The sequence below is a fragment of the Fusobacterium ulcerans ATCC 49185 genome, from assembly GCF_900683735.1.
Taxonomy (GTDB): domain Bacteria; phylum Fusobacteriota; class Fusobacteriia; order Fusobacteriales; family Fusobacteriaceae; genus Fusobacterium_A; species Fusobacterium_A ulcerans_A.
This window is the reverse complement of the sequence record NZ_LR215979.1, coordinates 216,992-243,272: the sequence shown is the minus strand read 5'-3', so window position 1 is coordinate 243,272 and position 26,281 is coordinate 216,992. Positions and strand designations below refer to the sequence as shown.

General features: G+C 30.1%; 16 protein-coding genes. 2 read left to right on the top strand and 14 right to left on the bottom strand.

The window, feature by feature from the left end:
* Positions 1 to 157: 157 nt before the first annotated feature.
* From E0E45_RS01100 to E0E45_RS01045, 11 genes are all read right to left on the bottom strand, one after another.
* Entirely contained in the window at positions 158 to 1,120 is a 963-nt protein-coding gene (locus tag E0E45_RS01100; RefSeq protein WP_130889444.1) for a hydroxyacid dehydrogenase, read from the bottom strand.
* Positions 1,110 to 2,996, bottom strand: coding sequence for a TRAP transporter permease (locus E0E45_RS01095; RefSeq protein ID WP_130889443.1), 1,887 nt, complete (start codon positions 2,994 to 2,996; stop codon positions 1,110 to 1,112). Before E0E45_RS01095 ends, E0E45_RS01100 begins: the two co-directional genes overlap by 11 nt.
* Before the next feature lie 21 nt (positions 2,997 to 3,017).
* Complete coding sequence (locus E0E45_RS01090) at positions 3,018 to 3,998, bottom strand: TAXI family TRAP transporter solute-binding subunit (protein ID WP_130889442.1); 981 nt, start codon at positions 3,996 to 3,998, stop codon at positions 3,018 to 3,020.
* 82 nt (positions 3,999 to 4,080) lie between these two features.
* Positions 4,081 to 4,788 carry a GntR family transcriptional regulator gene (locus tag E0E45_RS01085; RefSeq protein WP_232044031.1) on the bottom strand — a complete coding sequence of 236 codons (708 nt, stop codon included), beginning with the start codon at positions 4,786 to 4,788 and terminating at the stop codon, positions 4,081 to 4,083.
* Between the two features lie 294 nt (positions 4,789 to 5,082).
* Complete coding sequence (locus E0E45_RS01075; RefSeq protein ID WP_130889440.1) at positions 5,083 to 5,274, bottom strand: hypothetical protein; 192 nt, start codon at positions 5,272 to 5,274, stop codon at positions 5,083 to 5,085.
* A 29-nt stretch (positions 5,275 to 5,303) separates the two neighbouring features.
* A complete protein-coding gene (locus tag E0E45_RS01070; protein WP_130889439.1) occupies positions 5,304 to 5,666 on the bottom strand; it encodes an adhesion protein FadA in 363 nt (120 codons plus the stop codon).
* A gap of 8 nt (positions 5,667 to 5,674) precedes the next feature.
* Positions 5,675 to 6,091: a hypothetical protein gene (locus tag E0E45_RS01065; protein WP_130889438.1), complete on the bottom strand. Its 417-nt coding sequence runs from the start codon at positions 6,089 to 6,091 to the stop codon at positions 5,675 to 5,677.
* 33 nt (positions 6,092 to 6,124) lie between these two features.
* Positions 6,125 to 6,448 carry a hypothetical protein gene (locus E0E45_RS01060; protein ID WP_130889437.1) on the bottom strand — a complete coding sequence of 108 codons (324 nt, stop codon included), beginning with the start codon at positions 6,446 to 6,448 and terminating at the stop codon, positions 6,125 to 6,127.
* 56 nt (positions 6,449 to 6,504) lie between these two features.
* Positions 6,505 to 16,560, bottom strand: a complete 10,056-nt coding sequence (locus E0E45_RS01055; RefSeq protein ID WP_130889436.1) for an autotransporter-associated N-terminal domain-containing protein — start codon at positions 16,558 to 16,560, stop codon at positions 6,505 to 6,507.
* 14 nt (positions 16,561 to 16,574) lie between these two features.
* Positions 16,575 to 17,156 (bottom strand): hypothetical protein, encoded by a 582-nt coding sequence (locus E0E45_RS01050; RefSeq protein ID WP_130889435.1) that lies wholly within the window; start codon positions 17,154 to 17,156, stop codon positions 16,575 to 16,577.
* A 32-nt stretch (positions 17,157 to 17,188) separates the two neighbouring features.
* On the bottom strand, positions 17,189 to 17,689 hold the full coding sequence (locus E0E45_RS01045) for a hypothetical protein (protein ID WP_130889434.1): 501 nt from the start codon (positions 17,687 to 17,689) through the stop codon (positions 17,189 to 17,191).
* A gap of 916 nt (positions 17,690 to 18,605) precedes the next feature.
* Between E0E45_RS01045 and E0E45_RS01040 the strand changes: the two genes are divergently transcribed.
* Positions 18,606 to 19,709 (top strand): linear amide C-N hydrolase, encoded by a 1,104-nt coding sequence (locus E0E45_RS01040; protein ID WP_130889433.1) that lies wholly within the window; start codon positions 18,606 to 18,608, stop codon positions 19,707 to 19,709.
* Between the two features lie 177 nt (positions 19,710 to 19,886).
* Here the strand turns inward: E0E45_RS01040 and E0E45_RS01035 are convergent, their stop codons facing one another.
* Both E0E45_RS01035 and E0E45_RS01030 read right to left on the bottom strand, forming a co-directional pair.
* Complete coding sequence (locus E0E45_RS01035) at positions 19,887 to 20,246, bottom strand: toxin-antitoxin system YwqK family antitoxin (RefSeq protein WP_130889432.1); 360 nt, start codon at positions 20,244 to 20,246, stop codon at positions 19,887 to 19,889.
* Between the two features lie 90 nt (positions 20,247 to 20,336).
* Positions 20,337 to 24,275 carry an autotransporter outer membrane beta-barrel domain-containing protein gene (locus E0E45_RS01030; RefSeq protein WP_130889431.1) on the bottom strand — a complete coding sequence of 1,313 codons (3,939 nt, stop codon included), beginning with the start codon at positions 24,273 to 24,275 and terminating at the stop codon, positions 20,337 to 20,339.
* A 1,175-nt stretch (positions 24,276 to 25,450) separates the two neighbouring features.
* On the opposite strand from E0E45_RS01030, the gene E0E45_RS01020 reads away from it, so the two are divergent.
* A complete protein-coding gene (locus tag E0E45_RS01020) occupies positions 25,451 to 25,855 on the top strand; it encodes a hypothetical protein (RefSeq protein WP_130889430.1) in 405 nt (134 codons plus the stop codon).
* 125 nt (positions 25,856 to 25,980) lie between these two features.
* On the opposite strand, the gene E0E45_RS01015 is transcribed toward E0E45_RS01020, so the two are convergent.
* Positions 25,981 to 26,265, bottom strand: a complete 285-nt coding sequence (locus tag E0E45_RS01015; RefSeq protein ID WP_130889429.1) for a hypothetical protein — start codon at positions 26,263 to 26,265, stop codon at positions 25,981 to 25,983.
* Positions 26,266 to 26,281: the final 16 nt, after the last annotated feature.

Genomic DNA, 26,281 nt, shown 5'->3' with positions numbered 1-26,281 from the left:
TATAATCTAATATACAATTTTTATAACATGTTTTATTTCTACTTTTTTATTCCTTTATTTATACATTAAATTTTATTTTTATTCATAAATTTTAAAAAACATTTTTGAGGCTCTATAATATAAATATGGGCAGAGAAAATTCCCTGCCCATGCTTCTTTACTTATTTTTTATTGGGTTATTAACTGGCCAGCAAGGTTTTTCATTTGATAAAACTTTAACAATTTCAGAAGCTGCCTGTACTGCCATGAGTATCATGCACTCTTCTGTATTTGAAGCCATATGTGGAGTGACAATTACATTCTCCATTGATAAGAGTGGATTATCTTTTGATGGTGGCTCTTGTTCAAATACATCTAAAAATGCTCCAGCAATATTCTGTTTTTCTAATGTTTCAATAAGTTCTTTCTCATTTACTACTTCTCCACGAGCACAGTTTATAAGATAAGCTGATTTTTTCATATTATCAAATTCTTTCTTACCTACACATCCAATATTTTCTTTAATAAGAGGCATATGCAATGATATAATATCTGCTTCTTTAAATATATTTTCCCAATCACAAATAGCTACATAGTCAGGACAATTTTCTTCTGATAAAAATGGGTCATAAGCAAGTATTTCCATTTCTAATCCATGAAAAGCTTTATAAGCTACTTTTCTTCCTATACGACCAAATCCAACAACTCCCAATTTTTTCCCTGCTAAATCTATTCCTTTATGATTATTTTTAAAGAAAAAATCTCCATCTTTTATCTTTTTATTCATTAAAAAGATTCTTTTAGAAATTGACAAGATAGCTCCCAATACAAACTCTGCTACTGTATTAGTGGTAGAATCTGGTGCATTAGTCACCCAAATTCCTAGTTTAGCTGCTGCTTCTAAATCAACATTATTGTATCCTGCACCATGCCTTGCTACAATTTTTAAATTTTTACCTGCTTTTAGTACCGCTTCTGTACATGGAGCTGTTCTTAACAAAATAGCTTCACAATCTACTACATCCTTTATCAGGTCTTCTTCTGTTGCTCCTGAACCATATTTTACTTCAAAGCCTGAGTTTTTTAGTATCTCTACTCCCTCTTTTGCCACTGCTTGTGGTATTAATACTTTATATGACATTTACTTCACCCTTACTATAGCTTTTTTTAGATTTTATTATTTGAAGAGCATATATTGTTCCTAGACACACAAGTCCAAATATGTCTGATTTAATTCCTGGCATCATTGTAGCAACACTTCCTAAAAGAACAACTATTGTTTTTGGCCAAGATAAATTTCCTTTAAAGTATCTTTGAACTGCTGTTGCCAATCCATAAGCTCCTATTAAGGCACTTATAATAGCAAGAATAATTTCTCCATTTGTCCCTTTTCCAAGTAGTGCTGGATTCAGGCAGAACATAAATGGCATTAGGAATCCTGCCAAACTGAGACGCCATGCTACAAATCCTGTCTTCATGGCATCTCCATTTGCAATTCCAGCTGCTGTATACGCTGCTACTGCCACTGGTGGAGTAACATTCGCCATGATTCCAAAATAAAATACAAAGAAGTGAGCAGCAATCTTAGCTATTCCAAGATTTTCCAATGCTGGAACAATCAAAGTAGCTAGTAAAACATAAGCTGCTGATGTAGGCATTCCCATTCCCAATATTACAGATGTCACCATAGTAAGAACTAGCAACAGCATTACATTTCCTTGAGATAAACTTATAAGAAGAGAAGATAATTTATACCCTATCCCTGTAAGCATAAGCATTCCAACTATTATACCAGCAGTACCTGTTGTAAGAGCAACACTTACCATTCCTTTTGATGACCCCGCAATAAGATGCAGTATTTCAGAAACAGATCTTTTTTTCCCTGGATATACCAGCATTATTATAACCAAAAATATTATAGAAAAGAAAGCTGATTTCTGAGCTGAATATCTTACTCCAACTAATAGAAACACCAGCAGTACTAATGGCATCAAAAGAAGCCATCCTTTTTTCAGCTCTTCCATAAAATTAGGCAATTCATCTTTATTTTGTCCTTTTAAATCCTTTTTCAATGCTTCTAAATCAATCATTATAAATAGTGCAATATAGAATAAGATTGCTGGAATTATAGCAGCTGTCAACACCTCTTGATATGAACCAATATAATCAGCCATAATAAAGGCTGCAGCTCCCATAACTGGTGGCATAAGTTGTCCTCCACTAGATGCAGCAGTTTCTACAGCACCAGAAAATTCTGGATCAAATCCACTTTTCTTCATTAAGGGAATAGTAAATGAACCTGTTCCCACAACATTTGCTACAGCACTTCCAGAGATAGTTCCAAACAAACTGCTGGCAACTACTGCTACCTTAGCTGGTCCTCCTCTAAATCCTCCAAGCAGTGACTGAGTCAATCTTATAAATATATCCCCTGCTCCTGAAGCTTCCAAAACCCCTGCAAATATTACAAAGATAGATACATATATTGAAGAAACCCCTAAAGGTGTATTAAATATTCCATTTGTTCCCTTAAACAAAACCTCTGTAATTCTTATCCATGTATATCCTCTGTGTGCAATACTTCTAGGAAGATTAGGTCCAAAAAGTGCATACAGAATACATAAAATAGCTATTATAGGCATTGCTGCTCCAACTGTTTTCCATGTAAAAGAAAGTAATAGAATTAAAAGGATTGTTGCCAATACAATTTCTAAACTAGACATAGTTCCACTTGATTTCCACATGGTATCTGCTATAGAATATGAATATAGCCCAATAACTGACACTACAGCAATTATTCCAATAGAAATTACATTTTTTATTTTCTCATTTTTCATATTTAATAGATTATAACATAATGGTACTAACATCATACTAAGTGCCAAATGTACTACTCTATGCTGATAAGATGGCAATGCTCCAAAATATGAAGTATATATATGAAATAATGCTAGTGCTAACCCAATTATAAAAAACAATATTTTACTGAATTGACTATTTTTGTTTTTCCCCTCCATTTTTACACCCCTTTATATACTTTAATTCATAATCCCTTTTTCTTTCAGATATTTTATAACTCCTGGATGCATTTCTACCAATCCTTCTAACCCTCTAGTAGCATTCTCAATGTTCCACTCATTACATTGAGGATAAGCTGCCACTAATAGCTCATTGTTTTCAAATAAAGCTTTTGCCATATTATAAATATCTTCTTCTGGCATATCTCTGTAAGTTATTAAAATACTTGCACTTCCAAAAGTATATTCTATTTCTTCATCTTGTCCATTATATACATTAGCAGCTATTTTAGCTGGAATATAATATGGGCATTCTGTCATTATTTTATCAAAATATTCTTTTTCTAATCCTAGCAAACGAATAGGTCTTGAAGCTGCTGCTGTTGTAACTGGTGAAGCAGGTAAAGTACTCATTATACATACTGCATCTACATTTCCATCTGTTAAAGCCTCTGCCCCATCCCCATGAGATAGATACTCTGGTTTCCAATCTTTATTTATTTCATATCCATAAGCATCCATTATAGTTTTCATTGCATCTCCAGCAACACTTCCTGCAGGACCTACAGCTATTTTCTTTCCTTTCAAATCTTTAAAACTTTTTATTTTCCCATCTCTTAGTGTATATACCTGTAATGTTGTCATATGTCCACCCATTACACCTCTTAGATCATCTTTATCTATTTTTTTACCTTCAAAACTTCCCTTACCTTCCAATGCAAGAGCCAATACATCTGAAGCTGTCATAGCTAACTCCACATTTTTATTTCTAGCCAGTAAAATATTCTCTGATGAGCCTCCAGTTATTTCTATATTAGCAGAAACATTTGAATCATTTTTATTTATGATATCAGACATTGCTGTTCCAATAATAGAAAAAGCTCCCCCTGCACTTGATGTGGCAATAGAAATATATTTCACCCCAGCTGCATATGTAGATATTCCCAATACTAACAATAAAACAAAACTGCTAACGACCTTTGAAACTTTAAAGTTTTTCATAAAATACCTCCACTTTCATTAGATAATATAACTGTTATAACACTTATGTTAAATAAAATTTGATAACCATTTAAACCCATTTTTACAAATTTGCTATTATCAATTCTAAAGAATCATTCACATGTACTCTCATTAATTTTTCTGCTTCATCAGGATTTCCTTTTGCAATAGTATCAATTAAATATCTATGCCAATATCTTGGATAAGTAGCCTTAGGTGCATTTGTTCCTATTGCTTTACATAAAATCCAGAACATATTTATTTTTTTTAAAGTATTTATCAACAAACTATTTCCTGTAAATTCAGTAAGTTTTGCATGAAATAAAATGTGAGAATTTCTGCTATCAAAAACTGTTTCTGCAGTATAGGGTATAGTATCTAATTCTGTAGCTATTATCATTAATTCTTCACACTGTTCTTTAGTCATAGTCTTAGATAATATTCTTGCTGATTGACATTCTATTGCTTCTCTAAGCTGATAATTTTCTATAATTTTTTCTTTTGTTGGAACTATAACATAAGATCCCCATTGAGGTTTTGATTCAACCAAATAGTTTTCTTCCAATTTTTTTAAAGCTTCTATTACAGGAATTACACTAACTCCTGCTACTTCTGCCATTTTTCTCCTTGATAATTTCATTCCAGGAGAAAATTCTCCATCTAAAATTTTTTGTGAAATTATTCTATAAGCTATATCTGATGCGGTTTGGAAATTCTCTTCTACCACTATACTCACTCCTTTGGTTATTTTCGAAATTACTGTTATAACACTATAAACAATATATTTCATATCTATATTTAGTACAAATGCACTTATTGTAAAACGAAACTAACTATTTTAATGAATTGTATCATAGTTTAAAATCTATGAATATATTCCATGTACTAAAATTATTAAATAAAATATATTATATATAACAAAAAAATTTTAACATTCCTCATTTAGATTAAATAAGAGAAAGTTTATTCTTTAAAATAATGGGACAGAAAAAATTCTCTGCCCCATTATTTATAAAATTTCTATTCTTTTTATATTTCTTCATTAAATTTTTGTTTTAATGCTTTTCCTTGTTTAAATACTATTTTATTCATTTTTGGTATTTTTTCTATTTTTTTCTTCTTTTAATGCAAGTTTAAAAAGGTCTAATAATACTTCAGTGTTAGTTTTTTTTGTTTCATCTGTTTGGCTACATAATTTTTTTAACTTTCTTTTTATAAAACTATATTCCTCTTTTGTAAAATGGCATCCATATATTCTATAATCTTTTGTATTCATCTTTTTCCCTTTTTTATCTCCAATATTTTTTATTTTATAACTTCAAACATTTTTATTATTTCTTCCTGTTTCCCCATATCTATTTCCAATTCTTTTTTAGCCTCTCCATATTTTCTTGCTAATTCTTGATATTGATCTTTATAAAATTTATTATCTTTCACACTTATTATTCTCTTTTCTTTTTCTGAAATCTCTGCATACATTTTTCTTTGAGCTGCCAGAGTTTTTTCAGCTTCTTCAGCCTCTGCTTTTCTTTGATTATACATAGCTCTTTCTTCAGCTTCTAACTGTTGAAGATTAAGTTCAAGCTGTTCAAATGTTGACATTACATCTGTTGCTGAATATGATACTGCTGATACTGCTAAAATACATCCTATTAATATTTTTTTCATTTTTCCCCCTAGTTTCTTTCCTCTTCTGGTTTTATATACTCTTTTAATATATTATTTATTTTATATTTTTCAACTATTTCATTTATTACTTTTACTTTTTCTTCTCCAAGTTTCTGATTGAATAAAGCTTGTTGAAGTTGTGGATATATTTCCACTGTATTTTTATCCTTCAATACCTCAGTATTGTTTTTATATATTTCTAATAGTTCATAATCATATATTTGAACTGATTTTTGTGCTATTGAATTAAGATAAAATTCAACTTCTATATTTATTTTCATTTCTTCAAGATATTTTTTTTCTTCTTCTGTATATTTTTTCTTTTCCATTTCTGCAAGAATAGCCTTTCTTACTAAAAGTTGAGCTATTCCATCTTTATTTCCACCTAATTTTTCTATCTCTTCCTTAGTTAATTTAATTTGCATACTTTCTCCTTAGTTAAATACTTTTAAAAAATATTATTTATTTTTCTCTTCCATAGTTTTATATATTTCTTTTATTAACTGCTCTTTTTCTTCCTTTGTATATTTTTTCTTTTTCATTTCTTCAATTACTGTTTTAAGAAATGCTTTATTTGATTTTTTCTTGTTTTCTTCAGAAATATTATATTTCTCAAATAGATACAAAATTATTTTTTTATTTGTTTTATATTTATTTTTTAATTTAGCAAGACCTTCTTTTATTATATTAAATTCTTCATTACTTACTCTTATACCTAAGATAACATCTTTTTTATTTCCACTTCCTAAAGGTCTACCTCTTCTTTCTGTCTTTTCTTCCATATTCTTTCCACCTTTAGTTTAATAAACTGTCCCTTTTCAGGGACAGCTTTCCTAAATTAAAATTTATAATTGAATCTCATTCCATATTTAATTGATGAACCTTTTCTACTTCCCTCATCTGCTGCTTCCACTTCAAATGTTACTCCCATGTAGTTAGCTTTTTCTACTGTAAGTCCGGCTTTTCCTGTTAATTTTCCTTCCCTCTCTTCTGGAGTTATCAAGCTGTAATATCCCTCTTCTCCATTTTTAAGTCTTGCTTTATTACCATCATAGTTATCTCCAAATTCATATGCATATTTTACATCTGCTGTTACTTTTACTGATATATCATTTCCTGCATAGATTCTTTGAGATGCTTTCACTCCTGCTCCTACCTGTGTACTTAAGTAGTCATTATCTTTAATCTGTACTTCAAGTCCACCTTTACTTCCAGCGCTTTCTTTAAAGTCATCTACTTTTCCATATTCTAAATCTAAATCAGCATATACATCCAACTGTCTAGACAAGTCTGTATAGATTACTTTTGTAAGTCTGTTATCAAGTGCTACAGAGTAAGTATTGTACTCTCCCTTATTCTCATAAGTTTCTTGAAGATTAAGCTTTCTCTTAGCAATATGTCTGTTATATCCAAGTTCTATTCTTGACAGCCATGATACTTTATGCTCTTCACTTAGATTTTTAACTCTATGTGTTCCTACTCTCAATGAGTATACATCTTCTTTTGATCCACCATCATCAAAATCAAATTTTGATCCAGTAAATCCTAATGTATATCCATACTTGCTTCCATATTCTGTTCCTTCTTTTTCTTTCATATAAAGAAGCCCCATTACTTTGTAATCATAGTCATCTATTCCTAATGTAGAATCTTTATAGTTTCCATCAGTATAGATAACACTGTATTTGCTGCTGTCTTTAGTCAGATTATATGAAGATTCAAGTTCATAGAATGAATTATCAAAAGCTCTGTTGATATCCTGCATTCTTCCTTGAATAGTTGCATAAATATCTCCTCTTGTTTCAGCTAGTTTTAATGATGCTTCTCTTTCAAACTGATCTGATGGCAGCCCTTCCAAGTACTTATTCAATCCTTTTAAGATATCAGCATCTTTTCCTACTCCCCCACTATTTTTCAGAATATTATCCAATCCTTTATCCAATGCATCAAATTGTTCTCCTACTGTAATATCTGCATATGGTCTTTTAGCTATAACAAGGTTTCCATTATCTGTTACTTTTGCAATAAATAGAGGAGAGGTTACAGGAGTCAATTTATTTCCTGTTATTGTTCCCATTGCAGTATTAACAAAACCTTCTATCTCATATGAAATTCCATTTCCTGTTGTTGCAAAGTTAGGAAGAATTCTTACCTCTCCACTTACACTGTTTGCATTAAACAAAGGTGTTCCTGTTGTTACATCTACAAGTGCTCCATTTACTACTATATTACCTGCTGTTGAAAGTGTTCCTCCAATAGATACATATTTATCATTAATTGTTATTGTTCCATTTGATTCAATTTTTACACTTCCTACTTCAGCATTAGATAAACCTACATTTGCTCCTGGAGTTCCACTTCCTCCTGAAATAATAATTATATTTCCATAGTTATTTACTGCTCCTGGTCCTTCTATTCCTATTCCATTTTTTAAATAAATAGTTCCACTATTAGCAAATGTTGCTCCTTGTCCTATGAGCATTCCAATACCTTCATTAACAGTTATTGTTCCTGCATTCTCTATTCTAGCCCCTGAATATGCTGCCATTCCTACTGTTGTTGCTGTACAAGGATCTGGGGTTAATGTACTTCCTAATATGATATTTCCTCCAACAGCATTTACAGCTACTGCTCCATCTCTTACAAGGATTCCTACCCCTCCACCATCAACACTGATAGTTCCAGTATTTTTAATCTTTGTTTCAGTTCCTTCTCCATACATTCCTACTGAGTGGTCATAATTTACAGTTATATTTCCTGTATTATTTACAGTAGTTCCAGCTGTTGCATACATTCCTATTGAGTTAAGATGATTTTCTACCTTATCATGATCACCTTTTACATCTGTAGCTCCTACTGTTATATTTCCTGTATTATTTATTATGTTTGCTCCACTTGAATAAATTCCTACTGCTGCTGTTCCCAGATTCATATCAGCACCATTATTGATTGTTGCTATTTGTTCTTTTTCTTGCTTCACAAAGATTCCATACCCATTATTTCCTACAGTCCAGTTATTCATTGATGTAGTTGTTATAGTTCCTGTCCCATTCAGTTTATAGATTCCTACTGAGCCTGTATCTCCTTTGTTAGTTCCTTTGTCTGCAATAGTCATATCCCCTGTATATGTTACATTTCCATTTCCTTCACTTACTATTCCTATACTTGTATTTGTGCCAACTCCTATGTCTCCTGTTATTGACGCATTCATTCCTTTAGCGTATATTCCTACAGAATTGTTATTCCCAAGACCTATTGTTGCCATATTTAGGTTGATATTCCCAGTTCCAGAACCATAGATACCTACTCCATTATCTCCTACAGTCATAGTTGTTCCATTTTGACTAATATTTTCAGTCATAGTTGTTCCATAGATTCCTATACTGTTACTTCCTACTAAAAGATTTCCTGTAGTTCCTGTATGTGAACCTCCTTTTAAAGAAACTCCTATTGATGAATTTTTAAGTGAACTAGCTGCGCCAACTAGTATATTTCCAGTTACATTAATTGTGCTGTTTTCTCCATATATACCAATATTGCTGTCTCCATTTCCTACTGCAATTCCTCCTGATGTTACATTAAGAGTAGAACCTCCTTTTACCATTACTCCTACCTGATTACTTTCAGAAGTTCCAATATTAATTCCAGTAGCTGTAGTTCCTGTTGATTTATTTAATACTGTTCCTATTGTATAGCTTCCTGTTTGTGTTACTGTTGGCAGTGTTCCTATATTTCCTGCAGCCTCATAATAGACTCCCACAGAATATTTTGCTTGATTAGAGCTTGTTTCAGAAATACCAGCTTGAACTACAATACTTAAACCTGTAAATGATGGTGCTGCATTTTTTATATATGCTCCTATTCCGCCATTCTTAACTGTTATAGTTGAACTTCCATTAGCAGTCACACTTCCACTATCTGCTACTATTCCTATTTGATTATCTGCTGTAATATCTCCTGTGAAAGTCAAAGCAGCTCCTTTAGAGTACATATATATTCCATCTGTTCCTACTGAAATATTTCCTGCATTTGCAACTGTAACTGTTGTTCCAGCTCCATCAGAATATACTCCTATTCCTCTATTTCCAGTTGTAATAGTTGCTGTTCCTGCAACAGTTACATTAGAACCTGCATTCACAACTATTCCAATTGCACTCTTAGTATCACTTGAAGTTCCAATTGAAATAATTCCATCTATTAGAGAAGCTGTTCCATTTGTTGTTAATATTCCTACACTTTCATCTCCTAGAGTAATACTTCCTGCATTTATATTTACTGAATTAACTCCATCAAGAACCAATCCTGTGTTTCCTTTTCCTCCTGTTGAAGTTATGTTATTTGATACAATTCCACTTGTTGCACCTTTTAGATATACTCCTATTCCATCTGTTCCTGTTATTTTCATATTATCATTTTGGACTGATGTAAGAACTCCATTATAATTAGAATAAATTCCTATTCCACTACTTCCTACACTGATATTTCCAGTATTTACTACATTAGCTATATCTGTATATATTCCAATAGAAGGAGCAAAAGGAGATACGCTTGCTTTTCCACTAACAATAATAGTTCCTCCATTATTTATTGTAATTGCGCCTGTTGGATCACTTGTTCCTTTTATAGCTGCCAGTCCTATTCCGCCTGATACAGCTGTAATATTTCCAGTATTGCTTATACTCTTAGCTGTTGTAGTTCCATTATCATATATTCCAAGAAATCCTGTTCCGCCTGAACTTATATTTAAATTTCCAGATGAATTTAAGTCTCCATTTACTGTTGCTGCAACAGAACCTGGACCTGTTGCAGTTGTATTATTTCCAAGATTAAGAGTTCCTCCATTGTTATAAATTCCTATTCCACCTACAAGGAAATTGAATGTAAGGTTTCCTGTTGTTCCAAGGTTAGCAGTTCCTCCATCTATATATACTCCTGTTCCCCCATTTATATTGAATTCACTTATTCCAGTTGTAAGAGTAGTTCCAGCATCTACATAGATTCCTATTCCACCTGTTGTATTTATAGTTCCATTATGAGTAAGATTTATTCCTGGGGTAGTTCCATCTAAATAAATTCCTACTCCATCTTGAGCACTTACAGTTACATTACTCATTGTATATGTCCCTACTGCACTGTTTAAAAGAATTCCAATTGAACTATTTGTTGAATTTGTACCTGTTGTTATATCAACACCATTAAATGATACTGTATTATCTAATACATATGCCCCTACAGAACCCTGTCCTGTTGTTATATTTCCTGATATTACTGTTCCTCTTTTAGCTGCAACTCCTACTGCTCCTGTTCCTACAACATTTACTGCAAAGTCTATCTTAGCATTCTCTCCAAATACTCCTACTCCTCCTGAACCTATATTCAAAGTTCCAGCAGTAATTTTATAAGCATCTGTATCTTTTAGATAGATTCCTACTGCATTTGATGTGATACTTCCTCCTGTTCCATCAAAGCTGTTTCCTCCACCATCTACATATACTCCTGTTCCTCCTGTAGCAACTATACTTCCTGTATTTTTTCCTGAACTTGCTCCATCACCTTTTATATACATTCCAAGATTATTTCCTACAGTTATTGTATTCTTATTTTCTACAGAAGCTGTATCTGATGCTGTATCAGTTTTAGCTACCATTCCTGCTGATGATATTCCTGTAGCCCCAATTAAATTAATAGTTCCATTATTTACTCCACTTCCTTTTCCTGTATATATACCTATGTTGTCTGTTCCTGTCATAGTTATGTCTCCATTTGAAGTCAGTGCTGAGTTTTCTCCTACATATGAAGCTATATTATTATTTAATCCTGTAGATGTTATATTTTTAGTATTTACAAGATTTATTCCATCTGCTGCATATATTCCTATACTTTTATTTCCTGCAAGCTCAATTTCAGATTCATTTGTTATAGTTTTTAAAGCTGTTCCCTTACTGTAGTATACTCCTATGTTCTCAGCTGCTGCTGTATTATTTACAGTGATTTTTCCTCCTGATGCATAAGCTCCATCAGTAAGATACATTCCTGTTCCTTCATCTGTATTTGTATTAAGAGCTAGTTCTCCTGCACCTATTGTTACAGCTCCTCCGCTTCCATATACTCCTACTGCTCCTACTCCTGATGCCCCTACGATAGTTACAGTTCCCGCTATAGTTGATCCATCTTCAATAAACACTCCTGTAGTTTTTTCTCCTGCTGCTGTTACATTTGCATTTACATTTAAAGTATTATTCCCCTTTGAGTAAATACCTATTGCTCCATTTACAACATTTAATTGCCCTGTTGTATTACTTGTAAATGTACTTCCAGTACCTTCATTTTGAAGATAAATTCCTACAGTCTTATTTCCTGTTGTTGTTAAAGTTCCACCATCTACTGTTACTACTTTACCTGCTTCTATTCCAACTGTTGTACCTTTACCATAAATATAGATATTTTTATTTTCATTATTATTTTTAAAAGTCAAATTATCTTTAAACTTTACTGCTGCATTTTCAGCAAAAACTCCTACACTTGATTTTCCATTAAATACTATAGTATTTCCTACATCAAGCTCTGTAACAGCACCTGATTTTACATAGATACCTATTGTTTTATCTACATTTAGATTTATTTTTCCTTTATTTGTTGCTTTACTACCTGCTCCTTCTGCATACATCCCTATTTGAGAAACATCGTTTACATTTATAACCCCACCTGTACCATTAAGAATATTGGCAGTTTTTGTATACATACCTACTGCACCTGTTTTTCCAGATGTAAGATCAATATTTCCTGTATTTGTACCTGTCTGAGTTGAATTTCCTTTTACAAAAATACCTACCCCTTCTTTACCTACATTTAAAGTTCCAGAAGAAGTGACATTCATATTTTCAACATATATAGCAGTTCCTTTATCAAGAGCCGAAGCATTTACTGCTACACCTATAGTTTTACTTTCTGTCCCTGAATCCCCTTTATAGAAGATACCAGTTTTCCCACTAGTATCTGCTTCTCCAACACTGTTTAAAACAATATTAGTAACTGTAGTTGCAATAGTTGATGTTCCATCAATTATAACTCCTATTCCATTTGAACTAAGATTTAAAGTCCCAAGATTTGTTATTTCACTTTTTTTAGTTGCATATATAGCTACTCCACCATTTCCTACTGTTATATTACCAGTATTTGAAATTTTAGCTTTTTTTCCATATATACCTATAGCTGCAGAATCTCCTGAATTTCCAACTGTTATATTTGCTGTATTGCTTACATTTGCATCTGCATTTGTTCCAGAAGGATTATTATTATATGCATATATACCAATACTTCCCTCTCCATCAAGTGTTATATTTTTACTATTAGTTATATCAATTTTCCCCTGATCTTGTGCTGATGAGCCATATTCAGCTACTACTACTGTTCCATCAACAGTTTCTCTATATGCCATTCCAAGAATTCCAATAGATTCTTTTCCTCCTACTTCAATATCCCCATTATTGGAAACTTTGCTTCCATTTACTGCATAAATACCTACTGCCTTATCATTTACTGTATTATTTTCTTTTTCAACTTTTATCAAGCTAGTTCCATCTATATTTACAACTCCATAGTTTATAAAAGCTCCTATTGCTCCTGCACCTGCTCCATCTCTATCAGCTATAATAGTTGAATTAACTAAATTTATTCCTGCTTCTGCATTAGAAGCAGCTAATTTACTTGAATTCATTTCTAATCCAACTACTTGATTATTAAATTTAGAAGCCTGAGTATTATTAAGAACTGCAGAAACAGTACTGTTTGTAGCTGTGGCTACAAGTCTTTGCCCCAAGAATCTATTATAGTAGAAATTCCCATCTTTCTGTTCTTGAGTTTCACCAGCTGCCCCTATTCCAGTTTTATCTAAATTTCCAATAATAATTGTTCCACCATCAACAGCTGCAGTTTTATATTTATCAATTCCCTCTCCTGCAACTATAAGAGATGAAAGACTTGTTCCTCCCAAAGCTGATCCAAGAGCTGTGGTTATACTAGCCTCCAAATTATTTGTATTTAATCCTGTTGCATTTTTTAAATTAAATACAACAACATCATTAGATTCTACATGTATTCTTGAATTTGAATCTAATGTGATTGGAGAGGTTGCTCCAAGGGTAAGATCAAATGCTGTAGATTTTCCTTTTAGAATAATATTAGAATTACTTAAATTTATTTTTCCTACTCCATCTGAATAAACAGCATATCCTGAACCATTGAATTCTACTGTCCCTCCTGATAAATCTATATTAGAGTTTGTTCCTATAGAGGCTGCTGCTGTTGAACCATCAGTTACTTTTATATAGTTATTTTTAGCATTAATAACTCCACCTTCTGCTGCCATTAATCCAAATCCAACATATCTGTCTGCATCAGTTAACTTTGCCCCAGTTATATTTATATTGGCTTCAATAGCAGGTGATACTCTAGTTATTGTGATAGTTGTTCCTGCTCCTTTTGCAAAGGCAGCTCCTGTATCGTTCTTATCTGCAGCTGTAGGATTATCTCCTATCTTTGAAACTACATTTAATTCCTTTGCTATAATTTTAGCTCCATTTTCCCCATAAACAACTACTGAATCTTCTATATCTGCAGTATTTATTTTATTTACTTGAACAGTTTTTCCAGCTGCTGTAGAATAAACAGCCATATTTCCTATACCACCTGACAATGTTATATCTCCAGATGATGTTATGTCTCCCTTATCAGTATATATTCCTATATTACTCTTTCCACCATAGATTGTAATATTTCCTGTTCCAAGAGAAAAAATTCCAGTTGTATGTCCACCATAAAATCCAATATTAGATTTAGTTTCTGTTCCTATTTTTATCTCATGGTTTTTTAATGCTTTTGCAAATTTAGAAGAAATACCAACATTTCCCTCTATTAAAGCAGAAACTTGTCCTAATATAGTGTTATTTCCTGTTCCTATTGTACTTTGACCAATATTAGTAACATTTGTATCGCTTACTCCAATATTTATTTTCAGCTCACTATTAGTTCCATTAAGGTTAAAACCACTTGTAAGAAAATAAGCTCCTATATTATTATCACCATATATTTCTAAAGGTTTATCCATAAATAAAGTTGATCCACCATCTGAAGATCCATTAATGTATAATCCTACATTATTTCCTCCATTAATTACTAATTTTCCATAATTCAAAAAATTTATTTCATGATTTGTTCCTGATCTATTAGGAGCAAATATAGCACTTGTCTTTCCATTAATTATCATAGTTCCTGAGTTTACACTTGTAAAAGTACGATAGCCACTATTCTCACTTCCATAGGCTAGCAAAGCAATTCTTGAACTATTTGCTAATGTTTGAATTGTTCCATAATTCTGAAAAACAGTAGCACGGTTATTAGAAGAATCAGCATGTCCATCAGCTTCATAACCATTGATATAATCTCCTGATAAGTTCCATGTTCCATAGTTAGCTCCATACATAATTTTAGTTGCTGTAAGCGAACCATTACCATCAGTATTTCCAGCATTAGTATGGTTATGATATGGATAAATATTACTTGCAATATAGTTATATTCAGCAGTTGTTATTGTTTGAGCTGAACTTCCGTTTTTTAGAGTATTTAATGCTGTAGCATTATCTCCATGAACATCATTTTTTAATAAGGCCCTTCTGTTTGAGCCAGCTCCTTCCCAGTTTATAGTAACTGCACTTCCCATTCTTATAATAGGTGCACCACACCACTTATAAAATCCTACACTTGAAGTTGCTGTTCCATTTACCACATCTCTTGTATCTCCAGCATCTGAAGTATAATTTGTTGTTCCATTAGTAGTAGTTGTTGTTCCTGCATAGTTAGTAATATAAATATTATCTATAGATGAAGCACTCCTTGCAGAGAAAGTTCCTCCTGTTAAGTTAATTTGATTGATTGGCCCTAGATCTCCATCAGATTTCCAGTACCAAGCATTATCTCCAGTTCCTGTTGTACTAGAACCTATTATCATATCAGGTATATCAGGTATTATTACAGTTGGAGTTTCTGGTGCTGTTGGTGCTGTTACTGTAGTTGGTTCAAATCCTCCTGGTGCTGTTGGTGTATTTACTTCTATCCTTTTTTCTGCAGGTGCTGCTATTGTTGGTATTGATGGTGGTGTTACTGTTATTTTATCAACTGCTAATGGAGTTGATACATTTACACTTAAATTTCCTGGTGCTGTTGGTGGTGCTACCACTGGTGCTGTTACTGTTGATATTGACGGCATTGTAGGACTTACTGTTCCAGGTAATGCTCCAAGACTTACCACTGGTGCTGACACATTTACTGATACATTTGGATTAATTGAAGGAAGTTCAGGTTCAACAGGTTTAATATTAGCTCCAACTTCTATTGTTTCTCTAAATACTTCATTATCAACTACTACCCCATTTCCAGCCATCACTTTATCTTTTCCAACATTTCCTGTAGATTTTAATAAACTTTCTCCACTTGTTATTCCATAATGTTTATTAACAGCATCTATAGTTTCTTTAAATTCTTTCTCTGTTCTATCTTTCATTTTTCCATTATCTAAATATTGATAACTAAAAAAAACTTGTGTACTTGGAATTAGAGGTTTAGAATAAAAATCTCCCTTTCTTACAAGTTCTACAAAGTCTGAATTATATTCTTTTATAAGTCTTTCATTTTCTGCTATTTTTCTTTTTATTTCTTCACGCTCTGTTTGTATTCTAGTTAAAAGATCTCCTCTAGTTTCCTGTATCTCCTCTGCTGTTATTCCTTCACCAAAAGATATTCCTCCTGTTATCATGAAGGCTATCAAAAGTGAAAGAGAATAACTAACTTTTCTTTTTAAAAATCTTTTTAAAGATTTTTCAATATCATTTTTTCTCATACATCTTCTCCCCTTTAGTTTCCTGCTTTTACTTTTTGTTCCATTTTGTCTAATCTAGTTAAATATTCTTTTAACTTTTCATTCTCTAATAAAAGTAATTCAATTTCATTATTATTTGAATTAAATTTGTCATATACTTCATCAAATTTTTGTCCTAAAAATATCCTATTTTCATTAGCTTCTATCCCCAAAGATTCTTCAAGTTTTATAATTTCCTCTTCTTCAACTTTTAAAAATGCTATTCTCTCTTTTCCTATTTCAAAAGCTGCTCCAGCTGCCGCTATTCTAGCTTCAGGACTATTTTCACTTCTGAATACCTTCTCTTCAAGAGATTCATTCATATCTCTTTTTATTTCTTCAATTATTTTTTTCCCCTTTTTCTCTTTGTTTTTTTCTTCTACTATTCTTGCTTTCTCTTCTTCTTTTTTTGCTTTTTCAGCTTCCTCAATAGCTTTTTGTTTAGCCTTTTCCTCAGCTTGAATTTCTTTTCTTATCTGTTCTAAAACTTTCATCCCTTCTTTTTCATTTATTTCCTGTGAATAAAGAACAGATCCTAAACTAGATAAAAGAAAAACTCCTATCATTATTTTTCTCATAAATCCTCCCTTTGTTTCATTCTTAAATATCTTTAATTTAAAATTTTTATTTCACTAATATAATGACTAGATTTATTTATTGTTGCCATTAAATATCCTTTCACTTCATCTATAAATATTTTTTCTACTTTCCCTTCATATATTTCACCATTTGTACATACTTTTAAACTCCTTTTACTTTTTTCAAAAGAATTTATACATATAATATTTTCTCGAAATAAAATAGCCTCTCTGACAAATGGTTGAAGAATAGCATATTCAGAAAATATTTTTCTAATTTTTTCAGAATCATTTTTTCCATTTATTTTTTTACTTAATTCTTCATAATAAATTTTGTTTGTCTTATTTAAATTAAATTGGAGATACTCATTTTTGTTAAACTGAATATCGCAATAACAATTTAAATTTTCTCTTGAGAATTTCAACAAAATTTCATTACAAAGTTTCTCTTTAGTGATATCAAAATGTTTTTGATCCTCCTTTAAAGTCTTTAATACGAACTCAGGAACTGCAACTTTAATTTTTTCTTTCAAAATTTTCCTCCCAGATCATAAAATAAAACTTATTTTCAAAATGAAACTTTTAAAGTTTTAATATTATTATTATACTGCATATTACAGTTTTTAATAATACAGGTAAATCCTAATTTTTAAGTTCTATTTTATGTATATTTTTTTTATATTTTTATCTGTAATAAATAGTTTGTTACAGCTTATATATTTATAATGTTATAGGTTATTATCAAATATTTTGTTGTCTTTTTTAGAGAATACTTTTTAGAAAATTAGTTCTTATTTTTTCAAACAAGACATATTACATCAGCATATAAAAAATCGATTATTTTCTATAATTCTATAAAATTTTATCAATATAAAAAGTATATTTTTATATTTGTTTTTTATATATTTGTAAAATACAACAGATAATATCACGCAATTTACACTTTTACAACACAATAAATTTGTATTTTTTATGCTTGATAAAATAAATTCGATTGTATTCAATATATTTTTTATTAAAACCTAATAAATTTATTTAATTTTATTTTTTCAATTTCAGGTTTTAATAAAATCTGCTTAGTACTATACATTTGGTAAAAACAAACTCAAATTTTTAAGTTGAATATAGTAATTTTTTAAGTAAATTTTATAAAAAAGTTTCTAGAAAATTTTTATATGATAAGCCTAAACTTACTAAAAAGATATTTTATAGATAACAAAAAGAAAATATTCTAGCATTTTATTACATATCAGAAATTGTGAAATATATGAGAATATAAAAAAGAATAGAAAAAAATTAAAATAAATTTAGAATGTTAAAACAAAATATTCATTTTATAATAAAAATCATTTAAAGTATGCCTTTTTTTAGAAATAAAAAGATGATATAATAAATATATTATTTTATATATTCAACTCATAAAAATCATAAATATTTAAGGAGGAAATCATGAGAATAAGTATCATAATGTTTGGAATCATTTTTATGCTGATTTCTACATTTTCTTATGCCTGTACAGGAATAACTATAAAAACTAATGATGATAAAATGATTCAAGCCAGAACAATAGAGTATGGAGAGGGAGATTTGAATAGTAAGATCGTCATATCACCTAAAGAAAAAGAGTTTCAATCTTTAACTTCTGATGGAAAAATGAATGGACACAAATGGAAAGCAAAATATGGATTTGTTGGAATTGCTATTATCTCAGATTTATTTATTGGAGAAGGTATCAATGAAGCTGGACTCAATGCAGGACTTTTTTATTTTCCACATTATGGAAGCCTTACAAAATACAATGAAAAAATTTCAAAAGAATCTGTAACAGATATGCAGCTAGTAACCTGGATACTTTCCAATTTTTCAACTGTTGATGAAGTAAAAGAAGGATTAAAAAAAATTAAAGTGGTAAATATAGGAAATGATAAAAATGGTCTTCCTCTGCCTACAGCACACTGGAGAATTGCAGATGCTTCTGGTAAAAATATAGTTCTTGAAATAATTAATAATGGAGAGGTTAAGATATATGATAATGAAATAGGAGTTTTAACAAATTCCCCTGATTATGAATGGCATTTAAAAAATTTAAATAATTATATCAATCTTTATTCAGGAAATGCAAAAGATTATACTATGAACAATCACAAAATATTTTCATTTGGAGCTGGAACAGGAGCTTTAGGATTACCAGGAGATGTAACACCTCCTTCTAGATTCATCAGAGCTTTTTATTATTTAAATACAATGAAACCTGCAAATACTTCCCTAGAAGGAATACAAGAAGCTTTTCATATTTTAAATAATTTTGATATTCCTATTGGAGCTGAATATCCTTCAGAATATAAAAAAGATATTCCTGATAATCTTTTAACTGCAACTCAATGGACATCAGTATGCAGTTTAAATGATAAAGAAATTTACTATAAAACTATGTCTAACAGTCAAATAAGAAAGATAGATTTGAAAAAAATAGATTTTTCAAAGACAAAATATCAGATACTCCCTTTAGATAAAAGCTTTGAAGAAAGTATTTCAGAAATAGATATAAAATAATTTTTTAAACAAAAAATATTTTTTAAATATTTTAATTTATAAAACAAAAGAGGCAGGAATAATTCCTGCCTCTTGCTTTAATTGCTTTACTATATTTTTGTTGCTCTGATTTTTACTATTTCTTAGAGTAAACTATTATTATTCTCTTGCTAGAAAATTTTCTATTTTTCTCTGCTCCTATTTATTTACTCTCTCTCCATCTTTCCAATCTTCCTGAAGAATTATTTTCCCTGATGGATCATATACTTTTATTGTTCCATCTGCCTTTCCATCTTTAAATATTCCCTCTATTTTTATTGCTCCATCTTCATAATATTGAGTCTGCTTTCCATCTTGTTTTCCATTCTTCCAGCTGCTCTCCATCATTTTTTTTCCATCTGGATATTTAACTGTTACTTTTCCTGTAAATGGCTTTTCAGCTCCCTTTTCATAGAAAACTCCATTTTTATTTTCCAATAGAGAAAGGTCTATTTCTTTGGAATTATTTCCACAGCTTATTATTAATAGAGCTGCCACTAATATTAATATTTTTTTCATTTATATCTCCTTTTGTGCAAAGTACAACTGCAGGTAAGTAATTACCTGCAGCTGCTGGGATTTAGTTATGATAAAACTTTACTTTTATAATTAGAATTTGTATCCTGCACCTATTGTTGCTCCAAATGTTTCTCTGTCTTCATTATCAAACTTATAGTTTAATCCACCATTATAGAAGAATCCATTATCTTTTTCTACTTCAGCTCCTATATTAATTTTTAGAGTATTTTCTCCTAAGTTTCCTCCTAGTACATCAAATCTTTCTCCCTTAGTTCCATCTGTTCCAACAAAGTTTCCTTTAAATTTATTATCAGTATCTCCCATACTTCTTGTATAGCTGATTCCTGCTAATAGATTCATTTTTCCACTTTCTAGTTTTACAGTTTTTACTAGGTCTACTCCTACTTCTGTATCAAATGTTGTTGCTTCTACTTTTTCCATTTCAAAGTGTTTGTCTTTTGCAGATTCTTGAGTCAATCTTGTTAATGCTAATTTTAATTTTGGTTCTACTGTTACATCATTTCCAGCATTTATTATATATTTTCCTTGAGCATATCCACTGAATGCTTTTGAATCATATTTATCTCCTGTAGAAACCATTACATTATTATCAGCATCTATTTTATCTAATTGATATCCTAATCCTGCTGTTAATTTGAAATTATTTACATCTTGTTTTCCATATACTCCAAAATAGAAAGCATCTCCATCTGCGCTTGCATTTTTCATATCAAGTTCTTGTTTACTTCCTGAGAAAGCAAATCCTACTGATGACTTTTCAGAAATTCCATATTCCAATGTTCCTAAAAGACCTGCTGTTTTTGTTTCTACACCAAAATCTCTTATTACTCCAGTTCTGTCATACTCAGTTCTGCTGAACAACATTTTACCTTGAGCTGTCCATCTTCCTTCCTCTGGTTTTCCACCTAATGATAATACTGCATCTTCATTCATTCTCAAAGTATCCATAGCCATTTTTACTGTTTCTGAGTACACATTATTTGAATAAATATTATCTAACTGAGCTTCTCTTTCATCTAGGTCTTGACTAAGTACAGTATTTACTACAAAAGCTTTGTTAGAAATATCAGATAATATTTTATTATTTACATTATCTAATTTATATGTTAAAGTTCCATTATTATATGAATAGAAATCACTATTTGTAGTAAAGTTAATCTCATTTGCTAAATTTACATTGTTACCTAAGGCTAATGTCACTGTTTGTTTGTCTATATTTGAAGTAAGATATTCAACTGTTCCAGTTCCAGTTACGTTTACATTTTTAGAATTTCCAAATAGATTATTTCCATCATTATCCACTTCAGCTTTAAGTACTCCATTCTCAGCAATAGTTACTGTTGTTCCAGTAAAAGTATTATTAAAAGTACTTGATGATTGTGCATTTCCTATTATTGCTGAATCTGCTGAATATGTAACTGTTGCATTTTTTGGTACATTATCAGTGGCTGTTGCTATATTATTTGCTAAAGAGAAAGCCATCCTTGCCACTGGAACAGGAGTAGTTCCTATATTAATTGTTGTAGCTCCAGTTATTTTTCCAGCTATTTTAGTCTCTCCAGCTGTTACAGCCATTGATTTAGTTTCAATATTTCCTGTTATTGCTGTTGTTCCTGCTAGTTCTAGTTCTTTAGCTTTAACATTTCCTGTTATTACTGTTGCATCTGTTCCTGTTGTTTTTAATGTTCCATTGTCAGTATTAACTCCTATATTTCCATTGAAGCTTGTTCCCTCTAATGTTAAAGTTGATTCTGTATTCTCAAATGTTACTGCTGTTCCTTCTTTATCTCCATTTACTGTTCCGCCTGTAATTACTAAGTCAGCTTTACTCTCTCCACCTATTGCTAGACTTCCAGTAGCATCTAGGTTAGTTGTAGTTCCTTTTATTTCTACAGGTGCAGAGTCATCTCCATTTGCAATAGTGGCAGTTCCTGTAACATTTAAAGATCCTACTTCGATAGCTGTATCAGAACCACTAATTGTAGTATTATCTTTAATAACTATACTGCTTTCTGGGTTCCCAGCTTCATTTATATCACCTGTATTTACATCACCACTAATTTGAGCATCATTTTCTTTTTCTATTGCTATTCCATTTTTATCTACAAGCATTCCAGAGTTAATATAGTTTCCAGCAAATAGAGTTGAAATATCAAATCCTTTTAATTCTTCAGCTGTTTTATCTGTTATTTTTATTTTACCAGTATTTTTAGCTGTTCCATTTGCATTTGCAATAGCAATATTTCCAGAAGTATTCTCTGTTCCTAACCCTAATGCAATTGTTCCATTATTTGTAGCAGTTCCTCTAACAACAGAGATTCCTACTCCATTAGTTGTTCCTTCTTTTAATGTGATTGTTCCATCATTTGTGAAAGTTGTTGTTGCTCCATCTACTTTTACACCTGTAACACCCTCTCCAGAAACTATAATGTTTCCTTCTTTTGTATTTATTGCTTCTTTTGCAGCATTTATTTCTCCACTAGTGATAAGTTGTAATCCTATTCCTTTATCCCCATTTACTTCAACAGTTCCATTATTTTCAAAATATCCATATTTACCTTTAAAATTATTTGCATTTTCCTGTCCATTAGAAAGTACAACTCCTACACCACCAAAAGAATTTACAAGAATTGTTCCATTGTTATATCCCCATGTATGTTCATTAAGTTTTAATCCGTGTATCTCAATATACATATCTCCATTTGTACTTTGGTATTTTCCTTTTAATTCTTCCTGTTGTTTTGTTAAATCAATAGTTACTTTTCCATTATTAATTACTTTTCCAGGAGTTTCAGTGCCTGGTACTGATGTTGAATATATTCCTGTATTATAGTAATAAGGCTTACCCCAACCAGCAGTTTCCTCCAAATGATTTACTAGAATCTCTCCATCTTTAGCATTTTCTATATATGTTTTATTATATTTTAGTCTATCTCCATTATATATTCCTCGAGATGAAGCTGTGATTTTTCCATTATTTATTATTCTTATTTCTCTAACATTATAACCAGTACCACTACCTACATCCGGATAGTCATCTTCTACCCCTATTCCTATTTTTCCAAATATATGCCCTTTGTTTGTTAAAATATTGCTTCCAGCCGTAATAGTAACATCCCAGCTAATTCCATCTTTATTATTTAATTCAACTGTTGTTCCTTTTGAATGTATTTCTCCTCTTAATGTAATATCACTATTATTAGTTCTTACAAAAGTTTCATTATCAGATGTATTATTTATTGTTAAATCATCTGTGTTATTGTCAATATTTATTGTTCTTGTTCCACCACCAGCAAAAGAGAACTCTCCATTTATTTTTGAATTATCTTTTAGGTTTATAACAATATTACCTAATTGTCTGTTATCAGCATCTGACTTTATAAGTCCATTAATTATTCCGCTGTTTGTGAAAGTTGTTGTATAATCTTTACCAGCAGATAAATCAACTGCACAATTATATGTTGGATGTCCTGTTTTAGTTATTGTTCCAGAATTTGTAAAAGAAGTATTACCTTGAAAACTATTTACAATAACTGTTGGTCTCCAAAAACGATCATTTTCTTCTTCTAAAGAAGAGTTATTATTTATTAAAGTTGCTTCACTAATTACCTCTGTAATACCATTTTTATCTTCTCCAACTATATTTAATAAAGTCATTCCTTCACTTGTTGAAAGATTTGTACCTTTATCCAGTGTTGTTTTTCCTTTACTAACTGTTATAAGACGTTCAATGGCTGAAGGCTTTTCTTCACCAAATTTAAATTCATATATAACCCCTTTAAATCCTGTATTATCTTTTAACATTAATCCATATTGATTATTCATTACCTTTTCAGTTATTGCAGTTGAAAAGTTCTCATTAGTGTATTCTTTAGTTACTGTAGCCTCTCTTCCAAATGCTACTGTACCTGCTATCAAAAACCCTACAACTGTAGCTGTGGTTATTGATACCTTTTCTTTTAGACATCTCTTTAGAGATTTCTCTACCTCATTAAAATTGCTAATCATAACTATATTCCTCCCATTATTTTATTTTAACTGCACTTTTTGTCAGACTACTTTACTTCATCCCAGTTTCATCTGATAAGTTACAGTTATTTACTTTTTCTGTAAAATTATTTTTTACTCTGAATTTCACTACTGTTCTTTCTTTTGTCATGCAGAGATTATTTTGATAAATATCATATATTTTCTTGGTTTAAGTTCTTTCATTTCAAAAGTTCCTAAATTTTTTATTATTACTTTTTTTCCTGTGTAAGTCCTGCAAAAACTACTTTTCAAAAAAGTTCTAATTTTTCTTTTGATTCATACATACTTTTTAAATTTCTTCTTTTTTTATAGATTTTAAAAAATTTTACCTCTGTCATAATAACCTCTATTCCATATAAAAACAAGCATTCAAAAAAGTGTTCTTCTTTATGTATAAAAGAGAACTTTTCGTAATTTTTTTATTTTTTTTAAAATCATCTTAAATGCAAAGTTTCCACCTCATATTTTTTAGAATTAAAGGTTTTTATTTAAATAAAAATTGCTTATTTTATTTTTTTATGATATATATAATTATATAGAAATAAAGATTATTTTAGACAAAGTAAAATTTTATAAGAGTTCGCCTTTATACATAAAGGAGAACTCTTGTTTTTTATTTTCATTTTTTATATTTTTTCACTTTTATTTTTACTATTAATTCTTTCTTTTTTTAATAATAAAATAAAAAATATAGCTGCAGAATAAATTTTAACTGCTTTATATAATTTGCAATTTATAATGAATAACTTTATATAATAATAGGAGAACTATATAATTTGATAGATAACTTAAAATATAAAAAATTCTGAATATAAAATAAAAAAGAACCCTTTTTTAAAAGTAATATAATTCTCTTTAGGTAGTCATAAAAAAACATATATAATAGTGTTGTAATATCTAACTAAGAGGGGTTTTTATATCTAAAATTAATAACAAATATTCTAAAAAATTCATATTTTTCAGTACACAAAGATAAAAAAAATCTATATTTCTTAAATATAACTAGGAATAGATGAAAAAACAATAAAAAACAACATTTATAAGTTGAAAAATAGAAAATGTAACGATAAAAAAAATTGATGCTTAGTATTTAAATATGTTACAATAAATATATATTAGTTTTTATCTAAAATAAATTCTTACAGGAGGAAAATATGAAAAGTACAAAAATAATATTTACATTAATATTAGTATCTTTATTTAAAATAGCAGGAGCAGAACCCTTGCATTCTCCTAAGTTAAAACCAATAGACTTGACATCTATAAATTTAATAAACCCAAATTTGAAAAAACATGAATTAGATAAAGTTTTAGATATGGCAAATAAAGAACAACAAAAAAAGATAAAAAAAATAGAAATTGATATAGAAGAAATAGAGTTAAAAATTAAAAGAATTTTTTTAGAAAAACCTGTAAATTGGGAGAAAATCCAAGAAGAAAATGAAAAAATAGCTCTTCTTGAAGCAAAACTAAAAACAAATATTCAAAAAGTGCTTTATGAAAAATTAGAAGATGAAAAATCTGTTAAAAAACTAGAAGACGAAAAACCAAAAGTGTGAAAAAAACTTTAAATCATAACTTTTAATGATAAAAAATTATTGATTTCTAAAATATTAGTATTTTATAATAAAAATAGCCTCCTATGATTTTTAACTTTATCATAGAAGGCTATTCTAATAACTCTTTATTTTTTTATAACTTCTTTTATTTCTTTTAATTTCTCTTTATCTTTTTCTACCTTTTCTTTTACCTTGCTTTTTACTTTTTCTGTTTTTTCTTTTAAGTCTTTCTTTATCTCCTCAGTTGTATTCTTTACATCTTCTTTGAGATAATCAGCTCCTTCTTTTATATCTTTTTTCTTTTCAGAAACTTTCTCTTTTGTTGCCTCTTTTAAATCATCTTTAGTTTTCTTCACTACTTTTTTTACTTCTTTTAAATCTTCTTTTAAATCCTCATTTATTTTTTTCATAATTTCCACCTCCATG

Coding starts and splice junctions, on each gene's coding strand:
- E0E45_RS01100 (WP_130889444.1), bottom strand. CDS start 1,120: ATGTCATATAAAGTATTAATACCACAAGCAGTGGCAAAAGAGGGAGTA.
- E0E45_RS01095 (WP_130889443.1), bottom strand. CDS start 2,996: ATGGAGGGGAAAAACAAAAATAGTCAATTCAGTAAAATATTGTTTTTT.
- E0E45_RS01090 (WP_130889442.1), bottom strand. CDS start 3,998: ATGAAAAACTTTAAAGTTTCAAAGGTCGTTAGCAGTTTTGTTTTATTG.
- E0E45_RS01085 (WP_232044031.1), bottom strand. CDS start 4,788: ATGAAATATATTGTTTATAGTGTTATAACAGTAATTTCGAAAATAACC.
- E0E45_RS01075 (WP_130889440.1), bottom strand. CDS start 5,274: ATGAATACAAAAGATTATAGAATATATGGATGCCATTTTACAAAAGAG.
- E0E45_RS01070 (WP_130889439.1), bottom strand. CDS start 5,666: ATGAAAAAAATATTAATAGGATGTATTTTAGCAGTATCAGCAGTATCA.
- E0E45_RS01065 (WP_130889438.1), bottom strand. CDS start 6,091: ATGCAAATTAAATTAACTAAGGAAGAGATAGAAAAATTAGGTGGAAAT.
- E0E45_RS01060 (WP_130889437.1), bottom strand. CDS start 6,448: ATGGAAGAAAAGACAGAAAGAAGAGGTAGACCTTTAGGAAGTGGAAAT.
- E0E45_RS01055 (WP_130889436.1), bottom strand. CDS start 16,560: ATGAGAAAAAATGATATTGAAAAATCTTTAAAAAGATTTTTAAAAAGA.
- E0E45_RS01050 (WP_130889435.1), bottom strand. CDS start 17,156: ATGAGAAAAATAATGATAGGAGTTTTTCTTTTATCTAGTTTAGGATCT.
- E0E45_RS01040 (WP_130889433.1), top strand. CDS start 18,606: ATGAGAATAAGTATCATAATGTTTGGAATCATTTTTATGCTGATTTCT.
- E0E45_RS01035 (WP_130889432.1), bottom strand. CDS start 20,246: ATGAAAAAAATATTAATATTAGTGGCAGCTCTATTAATAATAAGCTGT.
- E0E45_RS01030 (WP_130889431.1), bottom strand. CDS start 24,275: ATGATTAGCAATTTTAATGAGGTAGAGAAATCTCTAAAGAGATGTCTA.
- E0E45_RS01020 (WP_130889430.1), top strand. CDS start 25,451: ATGAAAAGTACAAAAATAATATTTACATTAATATTAGTATCTTTATTT.
- E0E45_RS01015 (WP_130889429.1), bottom strand. CDS start 26,265: ATGAAAAAAATAAATGAGGATTTAAAAGAAGATTTAAAAGAAGTAAAA.